The sequence below is a fragment of the Bacillus sp. OK048 genome, assembly GCF_900103525.1.
Lineage (GTDB): Bacteria > Bacillota > Bacilli > Bacillales > Cytobacillaceae > Neobacillus.
Window position 1 is genome coordinate 252,424 of sequence record NZ_FNHN01000005.1, and the last position, 20,691, is coordinate 273,114.

18 protein-coding genes and 1 riboswitch are annotated in these 20,691 nt (G+C 38.6%); of the genes, 8 read left to right on the forward strand and 10 right to left on the reverse strand.

All coding sequences use genetic code 11. The features are described from left to right. Positions 1–244 precede the first annotated feature (244 nt). Together BLR86_RS11725 and BLR86_RS26040 are read right to left on the reverse strand one after the other, a co-directional pair. Positions 245–1,606, reverse strand: coding sequence for an amino acid permease (locus BLR86_RS11725; RefSeq protein WP_090761564.1), 1,362 nt, complete (start codon positions 1,604–1,606; stop codon positions 245–247). Continuing rightward, positions 1,590–1,763, reverse strand: a complete 174-nt coding sequence (locus BLR86_RS26040) for a hypothetical protein (protein ID WP_175492861.1) — start codon at positions 1,761–1,763, stop codon at positions 1,590–1,592. Before BLR86_RS26040 ends, BLR86_RS11725 begins: the two co-directional genes overlap by 17 nt. Before the next feature lie 218 nt (positions 1,764–1,981). Between BLR86_RS26040 and BLR86_RS11730 the strand changes: the two genes are divergently transcribed. After that, a complete protein-coding gene (locus BLR86_RS11730) occupies positions 1,982–2,737 on the forward strand; it encodes a yteA family sporulation protein (protein ID WP_090761566.1) in 756 nt (251 codons plus the stop codon). A gap of 41 nt (positions 2,738–2,778) precedes the next feature. Here the strand turns inward: BLR86_RS11730 and BLR86_RS11735 are convergent, their stop codons facing one another. Further along, positions 2,779–2,997: a YozQ family protein gene (locus tag BLR86_RS11735; RefSeq protein WP_090761568.1), complete on the reverse strand. Its 219-nt coding sequence runs from the start codon at positions 2,995–2,997 to the stop codon at positions 2,779–2,781. A gap of 91 nt (positions 2,998–3,088) precedes the next feature. Here BLR86_RS11735 and BLR86_RS26045 point away from each other — a divergent pair, with 91 nt between their 5' ends. From BLR86_RS26045 to BLR86_RS11755, 6 genes are all read left to right on the forward strand, one after another. Continuing rightward, positions 3,089–3,229, forward strand: a complete 141-nt coding sequence (locus tag BLR86_RS26045; protein WP_175492862.1) for a hypothetical protein — start codon at positions 3,089–3,091, stop codon at positions 3,227–3,229. 25 nt (positions 3,230–3,254) lie between these two features. Further along, positions 3,255–4,139, forward strand: coding sequence for a cation diffusion facilitator family transporter (locus BLR86_RS11740; RefSeq protein ID WP_090761570.1), 885 nt, complete (start codon positions 3,255–3,257; stop codon positions 4,137–4,139). 208 nt (positions 4,140–4,347) lie between these two features. Continuing rightward, on the forward strand, positions 4,348–5,286 hold the full coding sequence (locus tag BLR86_RS11745; protein WP_090761572.1) for a magnesium transporter CorA family protein: 939 nt from the start codon (positions 4,348–4,350) through the stop codon (positions 5,284–5,286). A gap of 226 nt (positions 5,287–5,512) precedes the next feature. Next, complete coding sequence (locus BLR86_RS11750) at positions 5,513–6,733, forward strand: helix-turn-helix domain-containing protein (RefSeq protein ID WP_090761574.1); 1,221 nt, start codon at positions 5,513–5,515, stop codon at positions 6,731–6,733. 11 nt (positions 6,734–6,744) lie between these two features. Next, a complete protein-coding gene (locus tag BLR86_RS26050) occupies positions 6,745–6,897 on the forward strand; it encodes a hypothetical protein (protein WP_175492863.1) in 153 nt (50 codons plus the stop codon). A 116-nt stretch (positions 6,898–7,013) separates the two neighbouring features. Beyond that, a complete protein-coding gene (locus BLR86_RS11755; protein WP_090761576.1) occupies positions 7,014–7,424 on the forward strand; it encodes a cytosolic protein in 411 nt (136 codons plus the stop codon). Between the two features lie 327 nt (positions 7,425–7,751). Here BLR86_RS11755 and BLR86_RS11760 read toward each other — a convergent pair whose 3' ends face one another. The 7 genes from BLR86_RS11760 to BLR86_RS11790 form a co-directional block, all read right to left on the reverse strand. Next, the gene (locus BLR86_RS11760; protein WP_090761578.1) at positions 7,752–8,315 is read right to left on the reverse strand and encodes an FAD-dependent oxidoreductase; all 564 of its coding nucleotides are present in this window, start codon (positions 8,313–8,315) and stop codon (positions 7,752–7,754) included. Between the two features lie 162 nt (positions 8,316–8,477). Next, positions 8,478–9,698, reverse strand: a complete 1,221-nt coding sequence (locus BLR86_RS11765; protein ID WP_368086782.1) for an MFS transporter — start codon at positions 9,696–9,698, stop codon at positions 8,478–8,480. 5 nt (positions 9,699–9,703) lie between these two features. Then, entirely contained in the window at positions 9,704–10,117 is a 414-nt protein-coding gene (locus tag BLR86_RS11770; protein WP_090761582.1) for a MarR family winged helix-turn-helix transcriptional regulator, read from the reverse strand. Between the two features lie 432 nt (positions 10,118–10,549). Continuing rightward, positions 10,550–13,999, reverse strand: coding sequence for a methionine synthase (gene metH / locus BLR86_RS11775; protein WP_090761584.1), 3,450 nt, complete (start codon positions 13,997–13,999; stop codon positions 10,550–10,552). Continuing rightward, a complete protein-coding gene (locus BLR86_RS11780; protein WP_090761586.1) occupies positions 13,977–15,839 on the reverse strand; it encodes a bifunctional homocysteine S-methyltransferase/methylenetetrahydrofolate reductase in 1,863 nt (620 codons plus the stop codon). Before BLR86_RS11780 ends, metH begins: the two co-directional genes overlap by 23 nt. Before the next feature lie 2 nt (positions 15,840–15,841). After that, complete coding sequence (gene metC, locus BLR86_RS11785) at positions 15,842–17,029, reverse strand: cystathionine beta-lyase (RefSeq protein ID WP_090761588.1); 1,188 nt, start codon at positions 17,027–17,029, stop codon at positions 15,842–15,844. Beyond that, complete coding sequence (locus BLR86_RS11790; protein WP_090761590.1) at positions 17,029–18,144, reverse strand: methionine biosynthesis PLP-dependent protein; 1,116 nt, start codon at positions 18,142–18,144, stop codon at positions 17,029–17,031. Before BLR86_RS11790 ends, metC begins: the two co-directional genes overlap by 1 nt. An 80-nt stretch (positions 18,145–18,224) precedes the next feature. Continuing rightward, a riboswitch (SAM riboswitch) is annotated at positions 18,225–18,338 on the reverse strand. 399 nt (positions 18,339–18,737) lie between these two features. Between BLR86_RS11790 and BLR86_RS11800 the strand changes: the two genes are divergently transcribed. Then, positions 18,738–20,687, forward strand: coding sequence for a lasso peptide isopeptide bond-forming cyclase (locus BLR86_RS11800; protein WP_090761594.1), 1,950 nt, complete (start codon positions 18,738–18,740; stop codon positions 20,685–20,687). Positions 20,688–20,691 lie beyond the last annotated feature (4 nt).

Consider the following 20,691-nt stretch of genomic DNA (forward strand, 5'->3'; position numbering starts at 1 on the left):
CTTTCCGCAGGCGGTTCGGGAAGCCTCCTCGGCGCTTAAGCGCCTGCGGGGTCTCCCCTGTCCCGTCCTCCTGCAGGACTTTGAATTACATCCTTGAATCTGCCCACGCACGAAGAAAATGCGATAGCATTTTCGAGGAGTCTCGCGCCTTCCGCAAAAATCAACATAGTTATTAATTCAACATTTATCTTTAACACAGCCTAAATAATAAAAGCCAGCGAAACAATCGCTGGCATATTTGTATTTAAGCAGTTGGCCAAGGACTAAGTACTTTTCCTTTTTTCTTTTTCTTTTTCCACTTTAGATTCATCATCAAGGTTATGCAGCCAATAATACAAATGAATGCCAGGCTGATAAAAAAGCCGGGTCTACTTGTACTGTGAAATAATGTGCCGGTGACTGCAATTACTAGTAAAAGGATCCCGATGGAATATTTTATTTTATCCTTAGCCGTTACCTCTAGCAGTTTCCATGACGAAGCTAAAATAAAAATCCAATTATAAAGAAGCATGAGCCCGGCAGCTGTTGTAATATACTCATAAACATGACCAGGCATCAATAATGCAGATACAATCGAGGCTGATATACCTAAAACGGTAATGAGCAGAGTAGGAACGGGCACTTTTAATTTTCCTGGTCTACAAAACAATCCAGGGGCATCCCCTTCTTCAGAAAGGGTAACAAGGATACTGGTAACGGCAAAGAGCGCCGCAACCATCGTCGAAAATCCTGCAATAATCAAAGCTCCATTAAATAGGTGGGGGATAAAGGTTAAATCGTAATTATCCAGTGCATTAACAAATGGACTTTTCTCGCCATTAAACTTATTCCAAGGGACCATTAAAACAGCAAGCCCGATAGAAAGTATATAGATAATCATCAGCGTTAACAACATCACCTTACCAGCCTTAGGTGCTTCCTTTGGGTCCTTTAACTGGGTTGCCATTAAGCCGAGTATTTCAATTCCTCCAAATGCATAAAAGGCAAAGATGACGCCGGACCATAAACCGAGGACACCATGTGGAAGTAAATCCTTTTTACTATCAGGATATTGAATAGGACGGTCTCCATCGATGACTCCAAATATCGCCAATAAAGCAATGATAACGAACATTACTATCGCGGCAATTTTTATGATAGCGAGAACATTCTCTAACTTATTTAATATACTTACACCGATTTGGATAACAACAAGACCAAGAAGAGCATAGCCGCCAGCAAACAACCATAAGGGAACCTTTGGAAACCAAAACTGTGAAAAAATCGAAAGGGCTGTCATTTGGCTGCCCATAATTAATACCTCTGAAACCCAATAGACCCAGCCGCTGCTAAAGCCAGCCCATCTGCCAAAGGCTTTTTTCGCATATGAGCGAAAGCCGCCCTTCAATGGTTCCTGAACTGTCATTTTTGCGAGTGCGTCGAATACTAAATAGGTACCAGCGGCTGCAAGAATAAAAGCGATTAAAATGGCGGGTCCCGTCATTTTTATGGCAATACTAGAACCAAGAAAGAAACCCGTTCCGATTGTACAACCAATTCCAAATAACGAAAGCTGCCACCACTTCATATCATTGGTTTCATTTGTACCGCTACTTGATTTTCCCATTTATATTTCTCCCGGTTGCTCCCACCGATTTATCTGTATTGTCTTGGTTATTATATTCAGGATCATTTACACCATATGGCTGGTTGTCACCGCCTAAATATGTGCTTTTATGTTCCTGCTGTACTTTTTTGAATTTCTTAAAATTTACGTTTACCATACATATCCCCTCTTTTCCTTTCTAATGAGTATCTATATGTTAAGATACACCCACTCTAAAAAGTTATTCAGACAGATTAAATGAGAAATTTAGGTTTTTGTTGGAATCAAGAAATAAATTACATAATCATCGCCTAAATCAATGAAAATAAAAAGGTACTAATGTGAAATAATAAATAGGCAATCTAGATGCGCATGAAGCCTTGAAAGGGGTTTACTATGTTAACAACAGAGCAACTTGCTGGTTTTCGTTTACAATTACTAAAAGAAAAAGAAGATATAGAAGAACGACTCGAACAAAATGATCATTATGGACTAGAACGAGGTCATTTTCATGAATCGATGGGAGAGTTATCTAGTTATGATAATCATCCTGCCGATGAAGGTTCAGAGTTATATGAACGAGAAAAGGATATCGCGTTAAATGAGCATACAGATTTGCAACTAAGAAATATTAATAAAGCGCTTCTTGCTATGGAAAATGGAAACTATGGAACATGTGAGGTATGTGGAAAAGAAATCCCCTATGAACGTTTAGAGGCTTTGCCTAATACAACCTATTGTAAAGAACACAGTCCAGACCAAGTGGTTTCACATGACCGTCCGATTGAGGAAGGAGTATTAATGCCGCCGTTTGGAAAATTCGATATGGATTCAAAGGATGAAAATGTTGCCTTTGACGCAGAGGACTCCTGGCAGATCGTTGAACAGTGGGGAACATCCGATACACCATCGGATTTAGCCTTTCCACAAGAGCATTACAATGACGTTGGTATTGAACCGGATGAAAATGAGGGGTATGTTGAAGACTACGAAAATTTTGTAGGTAATGATATGTATGGTAACAACATTACTGTATATCCAAATTCACAACATGAACGCTATGAAGAGGTACTTGATGAAGCGGGGACCATGACCAGCTTTGGAGACTTACCTGCATATGAACATGATCCTTATGTAGACGACGAAAAGTAGAAAGAAAACAGCTTTCGTTTGGAAAGCTGTTTTCTCTAATTTTATTCGTTTCTGAAAGGCTTTTGGGCAATTGGGAGATCCTTTGCGTTTAAATCGTCATCAGTGGATGGATCTATTGCACCCTCCATATAGCTGTCACTTGCCTGTTCGTGGGTGGTTGAAAGCCCAGTAGCGACGACATCGTTCTTTTGATAATCACTTGTTTCATAAGTACGTCCAGCAATATCCGAGCTGTTAGTAGTGGAATTCTTTTTATCCATGTTACACTCTCCTTTTCAAAAATAAAGTACAACTGTATTTTCTACTTTTTATTTGAGGATTACTCATACATAAAATAAGGAGCTGATAAATGTGAAAAAAGACAACTATCCTTCAAGAGAAGAATTGGATGAAGCCTTTCATTTTCTCCATGATGCGATTAACAGGATTACTGTAGAAGAAGAAGAGGAAATGATAATGGAGGAAAATGGGGATAATCAAATGAAGAAATAGAAACTTTTTTAAGGGGAGAGAGAAGATGCGGGAATCCTTAGCGAAAAAAATTGCTTGGATCAGTGTAATCAGTAATATCATCTTAACATTAGGGAAACTTATCATAGGCTGGTATGGAAATAGTGATGCTGTATTTGCAGATGGAATACATTCTGCTGCAGATGTCTTTGCCTCTGTTATCGTCTTACTGGTTATTAAACTCGCCAATAAGCCGGCTGATCAGGAACATCCATATGGTCATGGAAAGGCTGAGGTTATTGTTTCCGGAATCGTAGGAATTTTACTTTTTCTTGTTTCCATCTATGTTGTGTTTGAAGGAATCAGCGGTTTCTTCCATGAAATAGAAACACCAAGTTACTTAGCGATGTGGGTAGCGATTATTTCTTATTTTACGAAGATTATTTTGTATCGTTTATCCTTGAAAGTGGCAAAAGAGCATAATAGTAAGGCAATTGAGGCTATTGCATTTGACCATAAAGCAGATATTGTGGCTTCGATTGCTGCAGCTATCGGGGTTTTTCTCTCCATTCTTGGTGAACGTTTTGATATTCCATTTCTGCAATATGGTGACAAAGCGGCTAGTATTTTTGTTGCATATTTAATTTTTAAAATCTCAAAAGAAATGTTAATGGAAGCTTTTGATATTTTACTCGAACGGAATATTGACGCTACAACATTACAAGCATATATTAATGTAGTCAATGAATTTCAGGAGGTCAAGAGAATTGATCGGATCAGAGCGCGGGAGCATGGTCATTATATTTTAGTTGATTTAAGAATATCGATTGATCACTTTAAAACGATTAAAGAAGGTCATGACCTTGCCAAGTTAATTAAAGGGAGACTAATGGATAAATACGATAATATTGAAGAAGTATTAATTCACTTGAACCCCTATTTTCCTGAATGAAATCTTGTTTGTACTTTTTGGCTTTTGGGTTTATGATAATGGAGTAATTAAATGCCAGAGGAGTTGATATTTTTGAGTTATGCAATAGACCCAGACCCTAGTAGTAGTGGGGAAGTCAATGTTATCTTTGAATTGGATTCTTCAGGAATATCAACCCTTATGAAGGTAGTGTGGCTTCCTCCGAAAAAGTGAGTGAGGAGGTTTTATTATGTTGGAGATTTATAAAAGCACGGAAACAAAAGTACTTGAACAGGTAGAAACCATTTCAAAAGGCTGCTGGGTTAATATGTATGCCCCAACCGAGGAAGAGATCAATCGAATAGCGAATGAAACAAACATCTATATTGACTTTATAAAAGATGCCCTAGATGATGAAGAACGTCCAAGAATTGAGCGAGAAGACGGGCAAGTCTATATCATCGTGGATTACCCGTATATCACACATGATGATGCTGGCTTCCCAATCTATGAGACAATTCCAATTGGGATTGTTTTAACGGACGAATGTATCATCACTGTATCTTTAAAGGATACTCCAATATTAGAAGTTTTTAAGAATAATAAAATAAAAGAGTTTTATACTTTTAAAAAGAACCGATTTGCTTTCCAAATATTAGCTATTATTACATCCTATTATCTTCGTTATTTAAAACAAATTAATAAAAGAACCAATGATATCGAGCGGGAACTTCATCAATCGATGAAAAATAAAGAATTGTATGCGTTACTTGCATTGGAAAAGAGTCTTGTCTATTTCATGACCTCCCTAAAATCGAATAAAGTGGTCTTGGATAAAATTCTACGATTCAGTTATATCAAAATGTACGAGGAAGACAAGGATCTATTAGAAGATGTGATGATTGAAAAAATTCAGGCGATTGAGATGGCGGAGACGTACAGTTCAATTCTTAGTGGGATGATGGACGCTTTTGCATCGATTATTTCCAATAACGTAAATATCGTCATGAAGTTTTTAACATCATTTACGATTATTCTTTCATTCCCCACCATTGTGTTTAGCTTTTATGGGATGAATGTAGATTTACCGCTGCAAAATAGCCCGCATGCATTTTGGATTTCGATTATTGTCGCAGGTGTTTTATCTACTTTAACAGCATTGATTTTTTGGAAAAGAAAATATTTCTAAGTCTAAAAACCCGTCATTTCATAGGAATGACGGGTTTTTTATGCCGTTTTTACTGTGGGAGTTGTTTGTTTATGTCAAGCTCGTGTTGGAAATCGAATAAATTTCCCAACTTATCTTCCTGCTTATGATTATTGTTTTTTTAATAGTCTGAACAAATAGGTGGAAGAGGTGTAACTGTTGGTATAAAATAGGGGAAAAGGAAGAGCTTCTAAAGGGTGGTTATTTTATGGAATTTGGACCGTTAATTAAATACTACAGGACCCAAAAGGGGATTACCCAAAAAGAGCTTGCTGTTGGAATTTGCTCAATTCCTCATTTAAGTAAAATAGAAAACAACTCAAAAGACGCAAATGATGAGACTATTTCCTTATTGTTACAAAGGCTGGAAGTCAGCTATGAAGAAATGGAGGAAAAAGAGGAGTTAATAAAAACCTTATTAAGAGATTTTAGTGAAAAAATCAACTTTTATTTGCGAGAAGAAATTGACGAGATTTATCAAAAACTCAACAAAATGGAACATGTAATTCCTTTTTCTGCCCATATGTATACATACGAATTATATAAGTATCGTTATCTATTATTCAAGGGGGTATTATCAGAGGCGGAAGCTCAACGAGATTTATTACATAAGCAAAAGAAAAATTTTTCCCAACATGAGAGTTATTTATTTCATTATTATAATGCTGTATTCTTTATATTGAAGGGTCAATATATAACAGCAGATGAATTATTAGAGGAATTATATGTAAAGGATGATAATGAAACCATAAACGGGGAATTTCTCTATCATCTGGCTTTAATTAAAACTTCACTTGATCAATCAGGTCATGCGATTCATTTTGGTAAATTAGCACTTCAAACTTTTATGAACCAACATAATTTTTATCGAATTTTGCACACGTTAATGCTGTTGGGCATTAATTATACTCATTCTGCTATTTATGAAGAAGCGTTAGTTTGTTTTAAACATTTAATTCGTAATGCAGAATTGCTTAAAGAAGAAAAAATTCTGCCGGAAATCTATCATAATATGGGTTACTTACAAAAAAGAATGAATAATAATAAAGAGGCATTAGCTTTTTACGATAAAAGCCTGGCATTGCAACCTCTAAATTCTAGGAACTATCTTGTAACGCTATATACAATAGGAGAACTACACTGGTCAGGTCAAGCTTATGATAAGGCAGAAGAGTGCTTCCAGACAGTTAAATCACTCTCCAAAGAACTTGGCGTGAAAAAGTATACGCTTTTAGCAGAGTTTTATCTTTTGCATATGACTTCACTTGAAAAAGGGGTTAGATACCTAGAATTGAAAGTAATTCCTTATTTTGAAGAGGCAAAAGAACATAGAGATGATCTTACCCGTTTTTATAAATTGCTGTCAGATTACTATACCGATCAAGGGATGTACTTAGAGGCAGTAAAATATTTTACAAAGCAGAATTGAGGAGGATGATTATGAAAAAGGCAATAATAGTAGGAATATCACTTACACTTCTTATTCTATTAACACCGGTTAAAACCGATAGCAGCCAAATTGTTTCTGCTACCAACATCGAAAAGTCTAAGACTACTATTCTATATCACCCTATTTTACCACCAGTTGGGTGATGACCAAAATCCTTCAAGCTAGGTATTGCTAGCTTGAAGGATTTTTTTTGCTTTACTCATGAAATTTTATTATTAAGGGTAGATTAGTTTATATGTGTTAAAAAGGAGGAAAAAGAATGAAATCATTTATTGTAGGTTTTCACCAAGAAGACAATGTCGATTCGATGCAGATTCAAAAGTTAAGTCAAGAGGATTTTGAAAAAGCAACAGAAGGGGGCACAAGGCATTTATTTGACTTGGATACAAATATTGGATTCTTTGTCTTTTTCGATGCAGAGGATGCGGATGGCGATGTTTCCTACATGGTGCTTCAATACGAGGATCCCAAAGGAGAGGATGGCAGTGAAGATCCTGTTGGCTGTTATTCGTTCCAGTTGAAGGACTTTTATGAATTTACTGCCCTATACCTCAATGATCTTGAATTTAATGAGGAGGTTAGTGAAGAGGAAGAAGATTATGGACCGATACACCACTTGGCACATCTACTTTTTCATATCGTGGAAGAAGGTAAGGACCTCCAGGTTTAAGTTGAAAAATCCCCTATTAAAGGGGATTTTTTTAAAAGATGGCTATGTTATTACCCATTGTTGATTTTCGTGTAGGTATAAGAATTCATAGGCGGAGAATTTCCGGTTATTGTCTATAGTGGAGGCTTTAGAGGCAGAAATAAGCGGAGATATTCCGCTTAACTGCTCTAAATAAGACAAAATCCATCGATTTGGATCGTATAACCGGAAAAACTCCGCTTATTTTAAGGGAAATATGGGTATTTCACAATATAAACGGAATTTCTCCGCCTATTTTTCAAATTGAGTGAAATCAGCATTTACCTTTAACACAGCCTTTTGTTAAGATTAAGCTTTTAAAACATCGTGGTCAACGTAACGCTCACCATTTAATTCACTTACCACATTAAATGCAACTTTCGCACCGTCACCAGATGTAATGATTGTATGCACACTCACACCAGCAACTGTTCCCGCTGCCCAAATGCCATCTACATTTGTTTTGCCTTGTGCATCTACATCAATAATCGTTTTTACTCTTGGCTCAGTTCCAGGCTTAGTCGTTAACCCGGATTTTTCTGCAACATCTACAAGGAATCCAGTTGCCACAATAACATGTTTTGCTTCATGGGCTCCTGCATCAGTTTCTACTTTAAAACCGCCTTCAACTTTACTAATGTTAGTAACCGTAGCTTGGACAATTTCTCCGCCAAATTTGATTACTTGCTGTTTACCAACTTCAATTAAATCAGGACCAGAGATTGCTAATACGCCATAATGGTTCTCTACCCATGCACGCTTGGTAGCACTCTTATCGCTGTCAATCACTAACGTTTTCTTACCTGCCTTCGCTGTAATTAAAGCAGCACTTGCTCCTGCTGGTCCAGCACCAATCACTACTACATCTAACATGTAAAAACCTCCATTCGAAAAATAACTATACAAAAAAAGTGTACCTTAATAAGTAGGAAAAGTAAAAATCACTGCTCAAAAGAAAAGCGGAAGTGCCTAAGTAATCTAAGTACTTAAAAACTGCTTATTAAAAAGGAACCATCGTTTGATGGTCCTCACTGTTCATTGCTCTTTTACTTGTAAAGTTTGCTGGCTTTTTATTTCTTGCGTATTTGGTTTTCTTACTTGAAGGAAGTAGTATAGCACAGCCCCAATCAGCACGTAGAAGGAACATAGCAGATATAATGAACTAAAATCCATTTTTGCAGCAATTAAGCCAACTAAGAAGGAGCCTAATGCAATTCCAATGTCATAGATGGAGAGAAAGGTAGCAGTCGCTAACCCGCGTTTTCTAGGTGCAGCATTTTGAATCGCGATCGTTTGGAAGGTTGGGAAAAGTGTACCCCATCCTAAGCCAATCATTCCTGCTGAAGCAAGGAACATAAGTGCTCCACCACTTTGGCTTAAAACAAACATACCAAACGCGAATAAGACGATGGCTGGAAAAACGATAACATTTGGCCCATATTGATCGAGCCATTTGCCTGTAAAAGGTCTCGATATTAATAAAATAATCGCATAGACAACAAAGAAAAGACTAGAAACCTCGGTAAGATGTATTTCGCTCGCATAGACGGATACGAAGGACAACAGGGCAGAATAGACAATCGCTAGAAAACTGCCAACTATAGCAATTTTTACAGCAGAAGGCTCAAAAAAGTTTTTTAATGAGAATGCTGGAAGAATAACGATCTGTTCAGTGTCATCTGTTTTCGGTACCTTGACGGTTAAACCGGTAATAAGCGCTCCAAAGGCGACAATGACTGTCATGATAAACATCGTCTGTGAGCCCCATTGTTGAATGGCCGTTAATCCCACAAACGGTCCTAAAACCATCGCCATATTCGTCGACATGACAAAGTATCCCATTCCTTCTCCTCTTCGTGAACTCGGAATGAGGTCAGCGACAATCGCTCCAACGGCTGTAGTTGCCATTCCAAAACCTATGCCGTGTAATAAACGAATAACCAGGAAGCCTGTTATCGTAGTTGGGAAAAAATACAAAAGCGAAGCTGCCGCGAAAAGAATAAGGGCTGTTAACAGCACTTTTTTACTGCTTACCCGCTCGAGCCATTGACCAGCAAGCGGCCGTGATATGATGGCTGAAAGTAAAAATACCGTGGTCATTAATCCAGCCTGGGAGGCATCACTGTCAAATTCTTGCAAGGCAAAAATCGGCAGGGTTACGAGTAAAATATAAAAAGTTAGAAAAAGAAAAAAGTTACTTAAGGAAATATTAATAAAATCTTTGGACCATAATTTTGGTTTGTTCAAGTTATCCACTCCTCTTACAATAGTTCTTTTAACCATAAACCTTGAAGTCTAGTTAATTCTTGTTGTGAGTTTTGAGGAAAATTCGTTAGCAAGGTCTGATTGCACTCCGTAACAGCATGCTCCCATTTTGGAAATTCTGTTACGGCTTCCTCGGTTAATTGAATATACTTCTCTCGTTTGTCCTTACCAGGAATCTGTCTTACATAGCCTTGCTTGACAAGTCTCTGGATGGTCCGTGTCATAGGAGGAGCTTCAACAAATAAATATTCACATAGTTCTTTTTGAGTGATTGAGCCTTTTGTATGTAAAACAAAAATGACAGACCATTGAGCGCTATACAATCCAAAAGGTTTTAAAGCTTCATTTAGTTGATTGGTAAGTTGCCTAGAAAGTTGATGAAGCGTATGAAATAATGCGTGGTTCGTCAATTGGGTTCACTCCATTGTTAATATATGCATAATAGTTACCTGGGTAAGTAAATGATTACCTAGGTAACTATAAAGATTTTGAGGGAAAATGTCAAGGAATGCTCATTAGGAGGGGAGTTGGCGAGTAAATGACCGTTTATCGCGAGTAAAGCACAAAGTTTCGCGAGTAAAGCACATGATGACACACCATTCCGGAGAAAGATACAAAAAAAATCCGCGGAAACGAATCCGCGGACTTATTTTTAAGAGATAAGGAAGTATAAGATTCTGAACTTAGTTTACTGTCTAGCTCCAGCGCCCTAGCGGCTAGTGTCCTTCGCTCTCCGCACTTCGATAAGTCAACATCGAATCGCCTCCGGCTCTTCGTGTTTCCTTTATCTTGATTGGAGCGCTCCAGGCCATACGCCGCTGACCAGGGCGCTTGCGCTTTTCTTATCTCAATACATTAAAGTATCTTGCCTCTGGGTGGGCAAAGACCATTGCTGAAACAGAAGCTTCTGGCTCCATCATGCAGCCCTCGGTTAATTCAATCCCAATTTCCTCTGGATGAAGTAAAGCGAATAGTTTTTTCTGATCTTCTAAATCTGGGCATGCCGGATACCCAAACGAGAAGCGTTGTCCCTGATATTTTGCTGTAAAACGATCTTGCATGGTAAATGTTAACGGGTCAGGGAATCCCCAACGATCGCGCATTTGACGATGGATCAATTCTGCAAAGCCTTCTGCTGTCTCAAGTGCTAAGGATTGGAGGGCATGGCTCTCAAGAAAACGGCCCTCTCCTTTTAACTTGTCAGCTTGTTCACGGATACCTCTACCAGCAGTTACCGTAAAGAAACCTACATAATCTTTCACACCACTGTCAACCGACCTAACAAAATCAGCTAAGCAGAGATGTGGTGCAGATTCCTGTCGTGGGAAGTCAAACGTTTCAATAATCGTATTAGGCTCTTCCGGATGATAAATAAATATTTTATTCCCATCTGACTGGGCTGGAAAAAATTGATAGACAGCCGCTGGTAAAATCCAATTATTCTGTTTTGCATCTGCTAATAACCCATCAACCACTTCTTTGATTTTTACCGCTTTTTCATTTTTCTCAGCAAGTAGATTGGCAATTTTTCCTTTTACCCCTAAGTGGTGACCGAGTAACATTTGCATATTAATATACGGCTCAACGTGGGAGAGGGAATAGGTTTTTAGAATATGCTTCTTTGTATCCATTGGTGTAAAAACAGGAACTTCTGTTGAAACAGTTGGTCTAATTTTTACAGCTGTAGATACGGCTGAGCGGCTTTCAAACTCCTGCGGCAGTTCTAATCTAGCTAATTTTTCACTTTTTTCTGCCATCAGTTTTTCATGCTCCTCAGGAGTTTGCAGCTGATTGGCGAGTGATAATCCATACATCGCATCCTTTGCATAAAGGACAAGTCCATCGTATTCCTTGGCAATCTTGGTATCGGTAAACTTTCTAGAAAGAGCTGCTCCACCCACGAGAATAGGCGTTGAGATTCCTGCCTTTTTCATATCCTGTGCTGTTAAAACCATTTGCTGTGCAGATTTCACCAGCAAGCCAGACAATCCAACAATGTCCGGTTTTTCTTTTTGAATTGCTTGCACAAGTTCAGTAGGTGACACTTTAATTCCTAGGTCAAGCACATCATAGCCATTATTGCTAAGAATAATATCTACTAAGTTTTTCCCAATATCATGGACATCGCCTTTGACAGTAGCTAAGATGACCTTTCCTTTGGAAGCAGAAACATCACCTTTTTCCATGAAAGGTTCTAGATAAGAGACGGAGGCCTTCATAACCTCTGCACTTTGGAGGACTTCAGCAACAATTAGCTGATTTTCATTGAATAGTCGTCCAACTTCTTTCATGCCTTCCATTAATGGGCCGTTGATAATATTAAGTGGGGCAGGATAATTTTCAAGGGCTATCGCCAAATCGGGCAATAAGCCTTCTTTTGTGCCTTCAATCACATAATAAGAGAGTCTTTCTTCCAAACTCATGTCTGGTATAGTACTCTTTGCTTCTTTCTTTTTCCCTCGATAAAATTCAGTAAAGGTAGCTAATGTTTCATCTGTCGTATTAAATAAAAGGTTTTCTGCAAGTAATACTTCTTCCTTTGATATGGAAGCAAATCGTTCAAGTTTTTCCGTATTAACGATCGCATAGTCCAGCCCAGCTACTGTACAGTGGTATAGAAACACAGAGTTTAATACTTCTCTGCCAACAGGCGGAAGACCAAAGGATACATTACTAACTCCAAGAATAGTTTGTACTTTAGGCAGATGTTCTTTGATTAACTTAATTCCATCGACAGTTGCTTTAGCAGAACCGATATATTGTTCATCACCCGTTCCAACAGGAAAAACAAGCGGGTCAAAAATAAGATCCTGTGGATTTAGTTTATATTTATTAACAAGTAGGTCATAGGAACGTTTAGCAATAGCTAATTTCCGTTCAGCCGTTACTCCCATACCTTCTTCTTCAATCGTACCAACAACGACAGCTGCGCCGTATTTATGGATCAATGGAACGACTGCCTCAAATCGTTCTTCGCCATCCTCTAAATTTATCGAATTAATAATCGCTTTCCCTTGTGAATACTTAAGGGCTTGTTCGATTACCTTTTCGTCTGTTGAATCAATCACAAGAGGGACTTTTATTTTCTTAACCAATTCTGGGATAAAATTCATCATATCGCTTAATTCATCACGATCTGGGTCTGCAAGACAAATATCAATGACATGCGCACCGCCTTTAACCTGGGCACGTGCAATCTCTGCTGCTTCTTCAATCTTCCCTTCATTAATGAGGCGTTTGAATTTACGCGACCCAATTACATTGGTTCGTTCTCCCACCATAATCGGACGTAATGTCGGATCATCGTAAACAAATGGTTCAATCCCAGCTACCATATGGAAATCTGAAGATTGATCCCCGCGTGGTGAGTACTTTTTCATTTCTTCTGAAATGGCTCGAATATGATCCGGTGTTGTCCCACAACAGCCGCCAACAATGTTTAACCACCCATGTGCAGCAAAATCAGCAAGCTTTTTTGCCAGCGTTTCAGGTGTTTCATGATAATGCCCTTCTTCATCAGGCAACCCTGCATTTGGATAACAGATTATCGCAGAAGAAGCAAGATTAGCAAGTGAACGGACATGCTCTTGCATAAATTCAGGACCTGTCGCACAATTAAGACCCACTGCAATTGGATTCATATGCTCTAAAGAAATGTAAAAGGATTCAATAGACTGGCCAGCAAGGGTTGTACCCATCGGTTCAATGGTTCCAGATACTATTAGTGGAAGTACTTTTCCTGTTTTAGTAAAAGCGTTTTGTATCCCAACAAAGCCAGCTTTTACATTCAGCATATCCTGACTTGTTTCGAGGAGAAGCAGGTCAACACCACCGTCAATCAGTCCTAACGCTTGTTCCTCATAGGAAGCAGCGAGTGCATCAAACGTAGTTCCACCTGTAACACTTAAGGTCTTAGTGGTCGGACCCATTGAACCTGCAACATACCGCGGCCATTCAGGAGTAGAAATTTCTTCTGCTTCTTTTTTTGCAATTTGACCGGCAATTTTATTTAATTCATAAGCCCTAAAACCTAGATTGTAGTCATTAAGAACAATGCTTGTGGCCCCGAAGGTATTGGTTTCAATAATATCAGCACCAGCCTCTAAGTATTCACGGTGAATTTTTGCGATTGTATAAGGGGCTGTTACATTCAGATACTCGTTACAGCCTTCATATTCCTCACCGCCAAAGTCCTCTGCTGTTAAATTTTCATCCTGAAGCATGGTACCCATGGCACCGTCCATGACAAGAATTCGTTTTTGGAGTTGTTCACTTAATGGAGCTTTCGACATAGCTGTTCCCCCTAACTTGACTTGCGCGCTGTCTGGCATAAATGGCTAATTCTGTTGTTAATTCATAGCGTAAAAATGGTGTGATTAAATATATTCCATTGAATAAATCAAGTGCCGCGTCAATTAATGATTTGGTGATTTCAATTCCTTCACGAGCTGCTTGAAGCGGGTGATCAGAGAGTGCTGCCATCCTGTCTCGAATCGATTGAGAGATTTTGATCCCTGGTACTTCATTATGAAGGAATTCGGCATTTCGACTTCCTGTTAACGGCATTAATCCAATGTAAATGGGTGCGTTAAGGTGTTTGGTATTTTCGTATACTTCTATTAATTTTTCCTCTGAAAAAACAGGCTGTGAGATGAAATAATCAGCCCCAAATTGAATCTTTTTCTCAAGGCGTTTAACGGCCTTTTCAACGGAACGAACATTGGGATTAAAGGCGCCGGCGATACTAAAAGCTGTTTTTTGTCCTAGGTCTTTTCCTGAAAAGGACAAACCTTCATTTAACTGTTTAATCATGTGGATCAGTTCAAAGGAAGATACATCATATACAGATGAAGCACCAGGGAAGTCGCCAACTCGTGCCGGATCACCCGTAATCGCTAATACATCGTGCATGCCCAGAGTATGGAGCCCCATTAAATGAGATTGGAGACCGATGATATTTCTGTCTCTGCAGGCAATATGGATCAGGGGACGCATCCCTAATTCTTTTTTTACAAGATAACCAAGTGATTCATTGGATATTCGCACCTGTGCAAGTGAATTATCTGCCAGGGTAATGGCATCAATGCCAGCTTCCTTTAAGGCTTTTGCACCTTCAAAGAATTTTGATGTATCAAGTTTTCTAGGAGGATCTAATTCTACAATAACAGATGGTCTTTCCTTAACTAATTCCTCAAGAGGCTGGACATCTCTTTTGGCAGCATGTGATTCAATAGCCATTTTCTTAGCTTTAAATTTAACAACTTTTTCAGTTACTGGTGCACTGTTTTTTAATTCTGAAGCAATAGCCCGGATATGTTCAGGTGTTGTACCACAGCAGCCGCCAATTAATCGAACACCTTCGTTACGAAATGCTTGTGCCGATTTGCGAAAATAATCAGCATCGCCTTCATAGTGAAATTTCCCGTCCGTATAAGCTGGCAGGCTTGCATTTGGATAAGCAGACAGAAAGGCATGGCTGGGAAGTTCAATTTGCTCAAGTGTTTCAAGCATATGGTGTGGTCCAAGACGGCAATTCAAGCCTAAAACATCGGCACCTAGATTTTCAAGACGTTTTAGTGCTTCATTAATGGGCGTTCGGTCTTGGAGGATACCAGGCTCCTGAAGTGATACTTGTGCGATAAGAGGAAGTTTCGTTTCCTTCCTTGCAATCGTCAAGACCGTTTCCAGTTCTTCAAGGTCATAAAAGGTTTCAAATAGGAAACCATCCACACCCTCAAGCAGTAAACAATAAAATTGTTCGCGAAAACTTCGCTTAATTTCTTCTATTGTAACGGTACTACTCTTAATTCCGCGGATACCGCCTATAGTACCCAAGACATAGGCCTGACCGCCAGCAGCTTTTTTAGCATTTTGAACGGCGCCAGCATTTATTTCTTTTACTGAATCTTCGAGCCCGTATCTTTGCAATTTCAAATAATTGGCCGCGTAGGTGTTCGTTTGAATGACATCAGCACCTGCGTCAATATAGGCTTTATGGATTTCCTGTATTTTTTCTGGATGTGAGAGGTTGAGTTCTTCAAAACAGCTATCGGTGCCAAAAGAATAGAGGAGGGTGCCCATGGCACCATCAGCTATTAATATTTGGTTTTTTAATTTTTCTAAAAATGTCATGATCATTCTCCTTGCTGCAAGACCAATAGTTTTTCATTGACTTGATTCAATGCCTGGGAAAAATCATTCATTAGATCGACTGGATTCTCTAAACCCACCGACAAACGAATGAGGCTATTTTTAATTCCTCGTTTTTCCCTTTCTGCTCGTGACATGGCAGCATGAGACATTTTTGCAGGGTAGGATAGAATGGATTCAACCGCTCCTAGACTAACCGCAAATACAGGTATTTTAACGTTGGAAAGAAAAACTTGAAGCGCACTTTCATTCGTGAATTCAAAGGATAAAACCGCCCCAGGTCCGCCTGCCTGACTCTTTTGCAACTCGTACTGTGGATGGTTTTCCAGACCAGGGTAATAAACCTTTTGGATTAACGGATGAGCCTCTAAAAATTCTGCTAGTTTCCTAGCTGATTTTTGTGATTGTTCTAATCTGACATGAAGGGTTTTTATTCCCCGTAGCACTAACCAGGCATCCTGTACCCCAAGTATGGCACCAAAGGAGTTTTGTAAAGAATAAAGTCTACGACCTAATTCCTCATCTTTTACCACCGCAAGACCTGCCACCACGTCACTATGGCCTGATAAAAACTTCGTTGCACTATGAAGGACAACATCAGCTCCAAGCTCCAAAGGTCTTTGGTACTCAGGAGTTAAAAAGGTGTTATCTACATAAGTAATGGCGTTTATCTCTTTTGCCAAACCACAAATAGCTTCAATATCGGTAACCTTTAATAAAGGGTTTGATGGTGTTTCAACATAAAATGCTTTGGTGTTAGGCTTAATGGCCTCTTTCACTTGATTTAAGTCAGTCATGTCAACAAATGTATGCTCAATTCCGAATCGAGTCAGTACTTGTGTAACCATACGATAAGTTCCACCATATACATCATCCGTTATGACAATATGGTCACCGGCAGATAGCAAGAGGAAGGCGGTTGATATAGCAGCCATTCCTGATGAAAAAGCAAAGCCTCTCGTTCCGCCTTCCAATTCAGCAATTACATCCTCTAACGCTTCTCTTGTCGGGTTTCCACTTCTAGCGTAATCGTATTTCCCGTAATTTTCTAAATCAAATTGATGGAACGTTGATGCATGCTGGATTGGCACACTAACTGCTCCTGTTGCTGGATCCACTTTATGCTGATTATGAAGGAGCTTGGTTTCAAAACTATAATTCTCTGAACTCATTACCCAATCACTCCTACTTTTAATTTTGCTAATGCTTGTTCAAGATCTTTAATGATGTCTGTTGGATCCTCTAATCCTACTGAAAATCTTAATAGTCGATTGCAAACACCAGACTTAATACGAATTTCCAGTGGAATATCTGCATGGGTTTGTGTCGCTGGGTACGTAATAAAGCTTTCTGTTCCGCCAAGGCTTTCAGCAAAGGAAATAAGTGAAAGACCTTTAAGGAATGGATTAACCCATGCTTCATCTTGTAACCGGAAGGAAACCATTCCGCCTTTACCAGGGTAAAGTACATCCGTTACACATTCATGGCCAGCAAGGTATTCTACAATGACCTTTGCATTGCTTTCATGCCTTTGCATACGAAGGGATAAGGTTTTCATTCCGCGCATGACTAGCCAGGAATCAAAAGGACTTAGGACTCCGCCCGCTCCGTTATGATGAAAAGCGAGCGCCTCACAAATTTCCTTTCCTTTTGCTACAATCAGCCCTGCAAGGACATCATTATGACCACCTAAGTATTTCGTCGCACTATGGATAACAATGTCGGCACCAAGTAAAATGGGCTGCTGGAGGAGCGGTGTATAGAATGTATTGTCAACGATCAGAATAATTCCGTGCCTTTTTGCAATCTTAGATACAGCAGCAATGTCTGACTCCTGCATAAGTGGATTGGTTGGTGTTTCAAGAAAAATCGCCTTTGTGTCAGGAGTAATCCTTCTCTCAATCTCTTCAGGACTACAAGTATTAACATATTGAGTCTTCAGACCCCATTTTTTAAATCCCTGTTCTAGTAAACGATACGTTCCTCCGTATAAATCCTCGCTGACAATCCATTCGTCTCCGGATTGGAATAAAGAAAGTATCGTAAAAATAGCTGCCATACCTGAACTACAGGCAAAGCCTTGATCTGCACCCTCTAGATCCGCTATTGTTTTTTCTAGCAGCTGGCGTGTGGGATTTCCAGTCCGGGAATAATCAAATCCAGTCGACTGACCAATTCCTTCATGACGGTAGGCTGTTGAAAAATAAACAGGAGGATTAACGGTGCCTGTCACCGAATCACTTCTATTTCCAATCTGCGCTAACTTCGTGTCCACTTTATAAACCATTTCGATTTCCTCCCTCTAAAAAAACAAAAAAGTCTTCTATAAGAAGAAGACTTTTGGATGCACAATTGCATAGGTCATTCTTCTTATCTGCCAAGTTAAAATAACTTGTTGGAGTTAGCACCTTTTCAATGAAAAAGCCATTGATGGTTGCTGAGGCGTCACAGGGCCATTCCCTCTACCTCTCTTGATAAGAACAAAAATATTTAGATTATTTATAAAATTTACTACAGTTTAGTGTGAGTGTCAATTCCTTTTTGTATTGTTCCTTTAAACCACTAAAATCTTGTCGAAAAATTATCTTAAATAAAACGTATTTATTAGTCAAATAAGAGTTGACTCTTAAAATGGAAGCATTTATGATAGGTATAACAAGATGTTCTCTATTAAGAACCACTAAAAGTAAAAATAATGATATTGGGACCTTTACCTTTCTCAATATCAATATTAATAATATATTTGCACTGTTTGGGATTACTTTTAAGAATCCTATAATTAACTATGTTATTTGTGTTCATTTTAAAGAACTGGAAATTGGTATTAATCCTATGTTGATATCGTTTTAAAATCAAACGTAGAAGTAGCAGGAGGAAAAGATGAGCGCTATTGCTGGTATATATCATTTGAACGATGAACCTATAAATCTCGAACATGGCAGGAGAATAATGAAAGAGTTAGAAAGATTTCCAGCCGATGATGTTCAAACCTGGCATAGCGACAAAGTCTTTCTTGGCTGCCATGCCCAATGGATTACACCAGAATCTATAGGTGAAAAACTTCCTTTTTATGATCAAGACAGAAAGTTAGCAATTACAGCTGATGCAATTATTGATAACCGAGATGAATTATTTGAAAGATTACAAGTTGATAAAAGGAAAAGAAAAGAGATCACTGATAGTGAACTAATCCTGCTCTCCTATCATAAATGGGGAGAAGACTCTCCGAAATATCTAATTGGCGATTATGCCTTTATGATTTGGGATGAAAAAAATCAAAAGTTATTTGGGGCAAGAGATCCCTCTGGATATAGGACTCTATACTATTTCAATAATAATACACGTTTAAGCTTTTGTACAACAATCGAACCATTGTTGACTTTACCCTATATTGAAAAGCATTTAAATGAGAATTATATTGCTGAATTTTTAGCGATTACTGGAATGATCGATACAGTTGATGCTCGTATGACTCCTTTTAAAAATATAGAGCAGGTACCTCCCTTCCATTCAATTTCAATTGTTGGAGGAAAGATTAACTTAAATCGCTTCGGAACATTTATGCCAAAAGAAAAATTAAAGTTAAAAACCAACGAAGAATATGTAGAGGCGTTCCAAGAGGTTTTTCAGGAGGCTGTCAACTGTAGGTTGAGAACGTTTAGGGAAATCGGTTCTCAATTAAGTGGGGGGTTGGACTCAGGTTCAATTGTGGGGTTTGCCGCAAAAGAGCTGCGAAAAGATAATAAAACATTACATACTTTTAGTTATATTCCACCAAAAGATTTTGTCGATTTCACACATAAGCAGATAATGCCTGATGAGAGGCCATTTATTAAGAAAACGGTTGAATATGTAGGAGGAATTTCTGATCATTATTATGATTTTGACGGGAGAAGTTCTTATACCGAAATAGATGACTATCTTGATGTGATGGAAATGCCGTACAAATTTGCGGAAAACTCTTTCTGGTTAAGAGGTATTTTTGAAAAAGCTCATGAAAAAGGTGTAGGGATTTTATTAAATGGTGATAAAGGTAATTCAACGATATCATGGGGTTCTGCACTTGATTATTATGCGATTCTTTTAAAGAGGTTTAAGTGGCTGCGTCTTATTCAAGAATTACAGCAATATAGCTTAAGAACCGGTGGAGCCAGATTTCGATTGCTCCCTAATATTGTTAGAATAGGCTTTCCATTTATAAATCAAATGGTAGCTAGGGACAAATCGCTGGAACTTCCAACATTAATTAATTCAGAGTTCGCAGAGAGAACCAGAGTATTTTCAAAGTTAAAAGAGTATGGAATTGATAGCTCTGGTTGGCTAACCTCTCAAAATATGTACGAGCAACGAAGGGTCGTATTTGATGAAATACCCACTTGGAATTCTGGGAGTACATTTAATGCCAAACTTTCATTGCGATACAAACTTTGGAAACGTGATCCTACGAATGATATTCGGGTGGTCCGTTATTGTTTTTCAGTTCCAGAAGATCAATTTGTTCAAAATGGCTTGGATCGGGCACTCATTCGAAGATCAACAGAAAATGTGCTGCCAGATGATATTAGGTTAAATCAACGTGTCTGGGGTATCCAAGGTGCAGACTGGCTCCATCGTATGGTCCCAAATTGGAATATGCTCATTGAAGAAGTAAAGGAACTCATCAAAGATTCTAGCGTATTGAGATTTTTTGATGGGGAGGTAATAAGGTTAGCACTGGTCAAAAGTGAAAAGGGTCTAAAGTTAGAAAGGATGTCTGACCCCGATTATAGAATTTTAATGAGGGCTGTAATAGTATATCGGTTAATAAAGAAATACTTTGAAAGGGGGTGATTTA

Coding starts and splice junctions, on each gene's coding strand:
- BLR86_RS11790 (WP_090761590.1), bottom strand. CDS start 18,144: ATGGTTTATAAAGTGGACACGAAGTTAGCGCAGATTGGAAATAGAAGT.
- BLR86_RS11745 (WP_090761572.1), top strand. CDS start 4,348: ATGTTGGAGATTTATAAAAGCACGGAAACAAAAGTACTTGAACAGGTA.
- BLR86_RS26050 (WP_175492863.1), top strand. CDS start 6,745: ATGAAAAAGGCAATAATAGTAGGAATATCACTTACACTTCTTATTCTA.
- metH (WP_090761584.1), bottom strand. CDS start 13,999: ATGTCGAAAGCTCCATTAAGTGAACAACTCCAAAAACGAATTCTTGTC.
- metC (WP_090761588.1), bottom strand. CDS start 17,029: ATGAGTTCAGAGAATTATAGTTTTGAAACCAAGCTCCTTCATAATCAG.
- BLR86_RS11760 (WP_090761578.1), bottom strand. CDS start 8,315: ATGTTAGATGTAGTAGTGATTGGTGCTGGACCAGCAGGAGCAAGTGCT.
- BLR86_RS11780 (WP_090761586.1), bottom strand. CDS start 15,839: ATGACATTTTTAGAAAAATTAAAAAACCAAATATTAATAGCTGATGGT.
- BLR86_RS11755 (WP_090761576.1), top strand. CDS start 7,014: ATGAAATCATTTATTGTAGGTTTTCACCAAGAAGACAATGTCGATTCG.
- BLR86_RS11735 (WP_090761568.1), bottom strand. CDS start 2,997: ATGGATAAAAAGAATTCCACTACTAACAGCTCGGATATTGCTGGACGT.
- BLR86_RS26040 (WP_175492861.1), bottom strand. CDS start 1,763: ATGGTAAACGTAAATTTTAAGAAATTCAAAAAAGTACAGCAGGAACAT.
- BLR86_RS11740 (WP_090761570.1), top strand. CDS start 3,255: ATGCGGGAATCCTTAGCGAAAAAAATTGCTTGGATCAGTGTAATCAGT.
- BLR86_RS11800 (WP_090761594.1), top strand. CDS start 18,738: ATGAGCGCTATTGCTGGTATATATCATTTGAACGATGAACCTATAAAT.
- BLR86_RS11730 (WP_090761566.1), top strand. CDS start 1,982: ATGTTAACAACAGAGCAACTTGCTGGTTTTCGTTTACAATTACTAAAA.
- BLR86_RS11725 (WP_090761564.1), bottom strand. CDS start 1,606: ATGGGAAAATCAAGTAGCGGTACAAATGAAACCAATGATATGAAGTGG.
- BLR86_RS11750 (WP_090761574.1), top strand. CDS start 5,513: ATGGAATTTGGACCGTTAATTAAATACTACAGGACCCAAAAGGGGATT.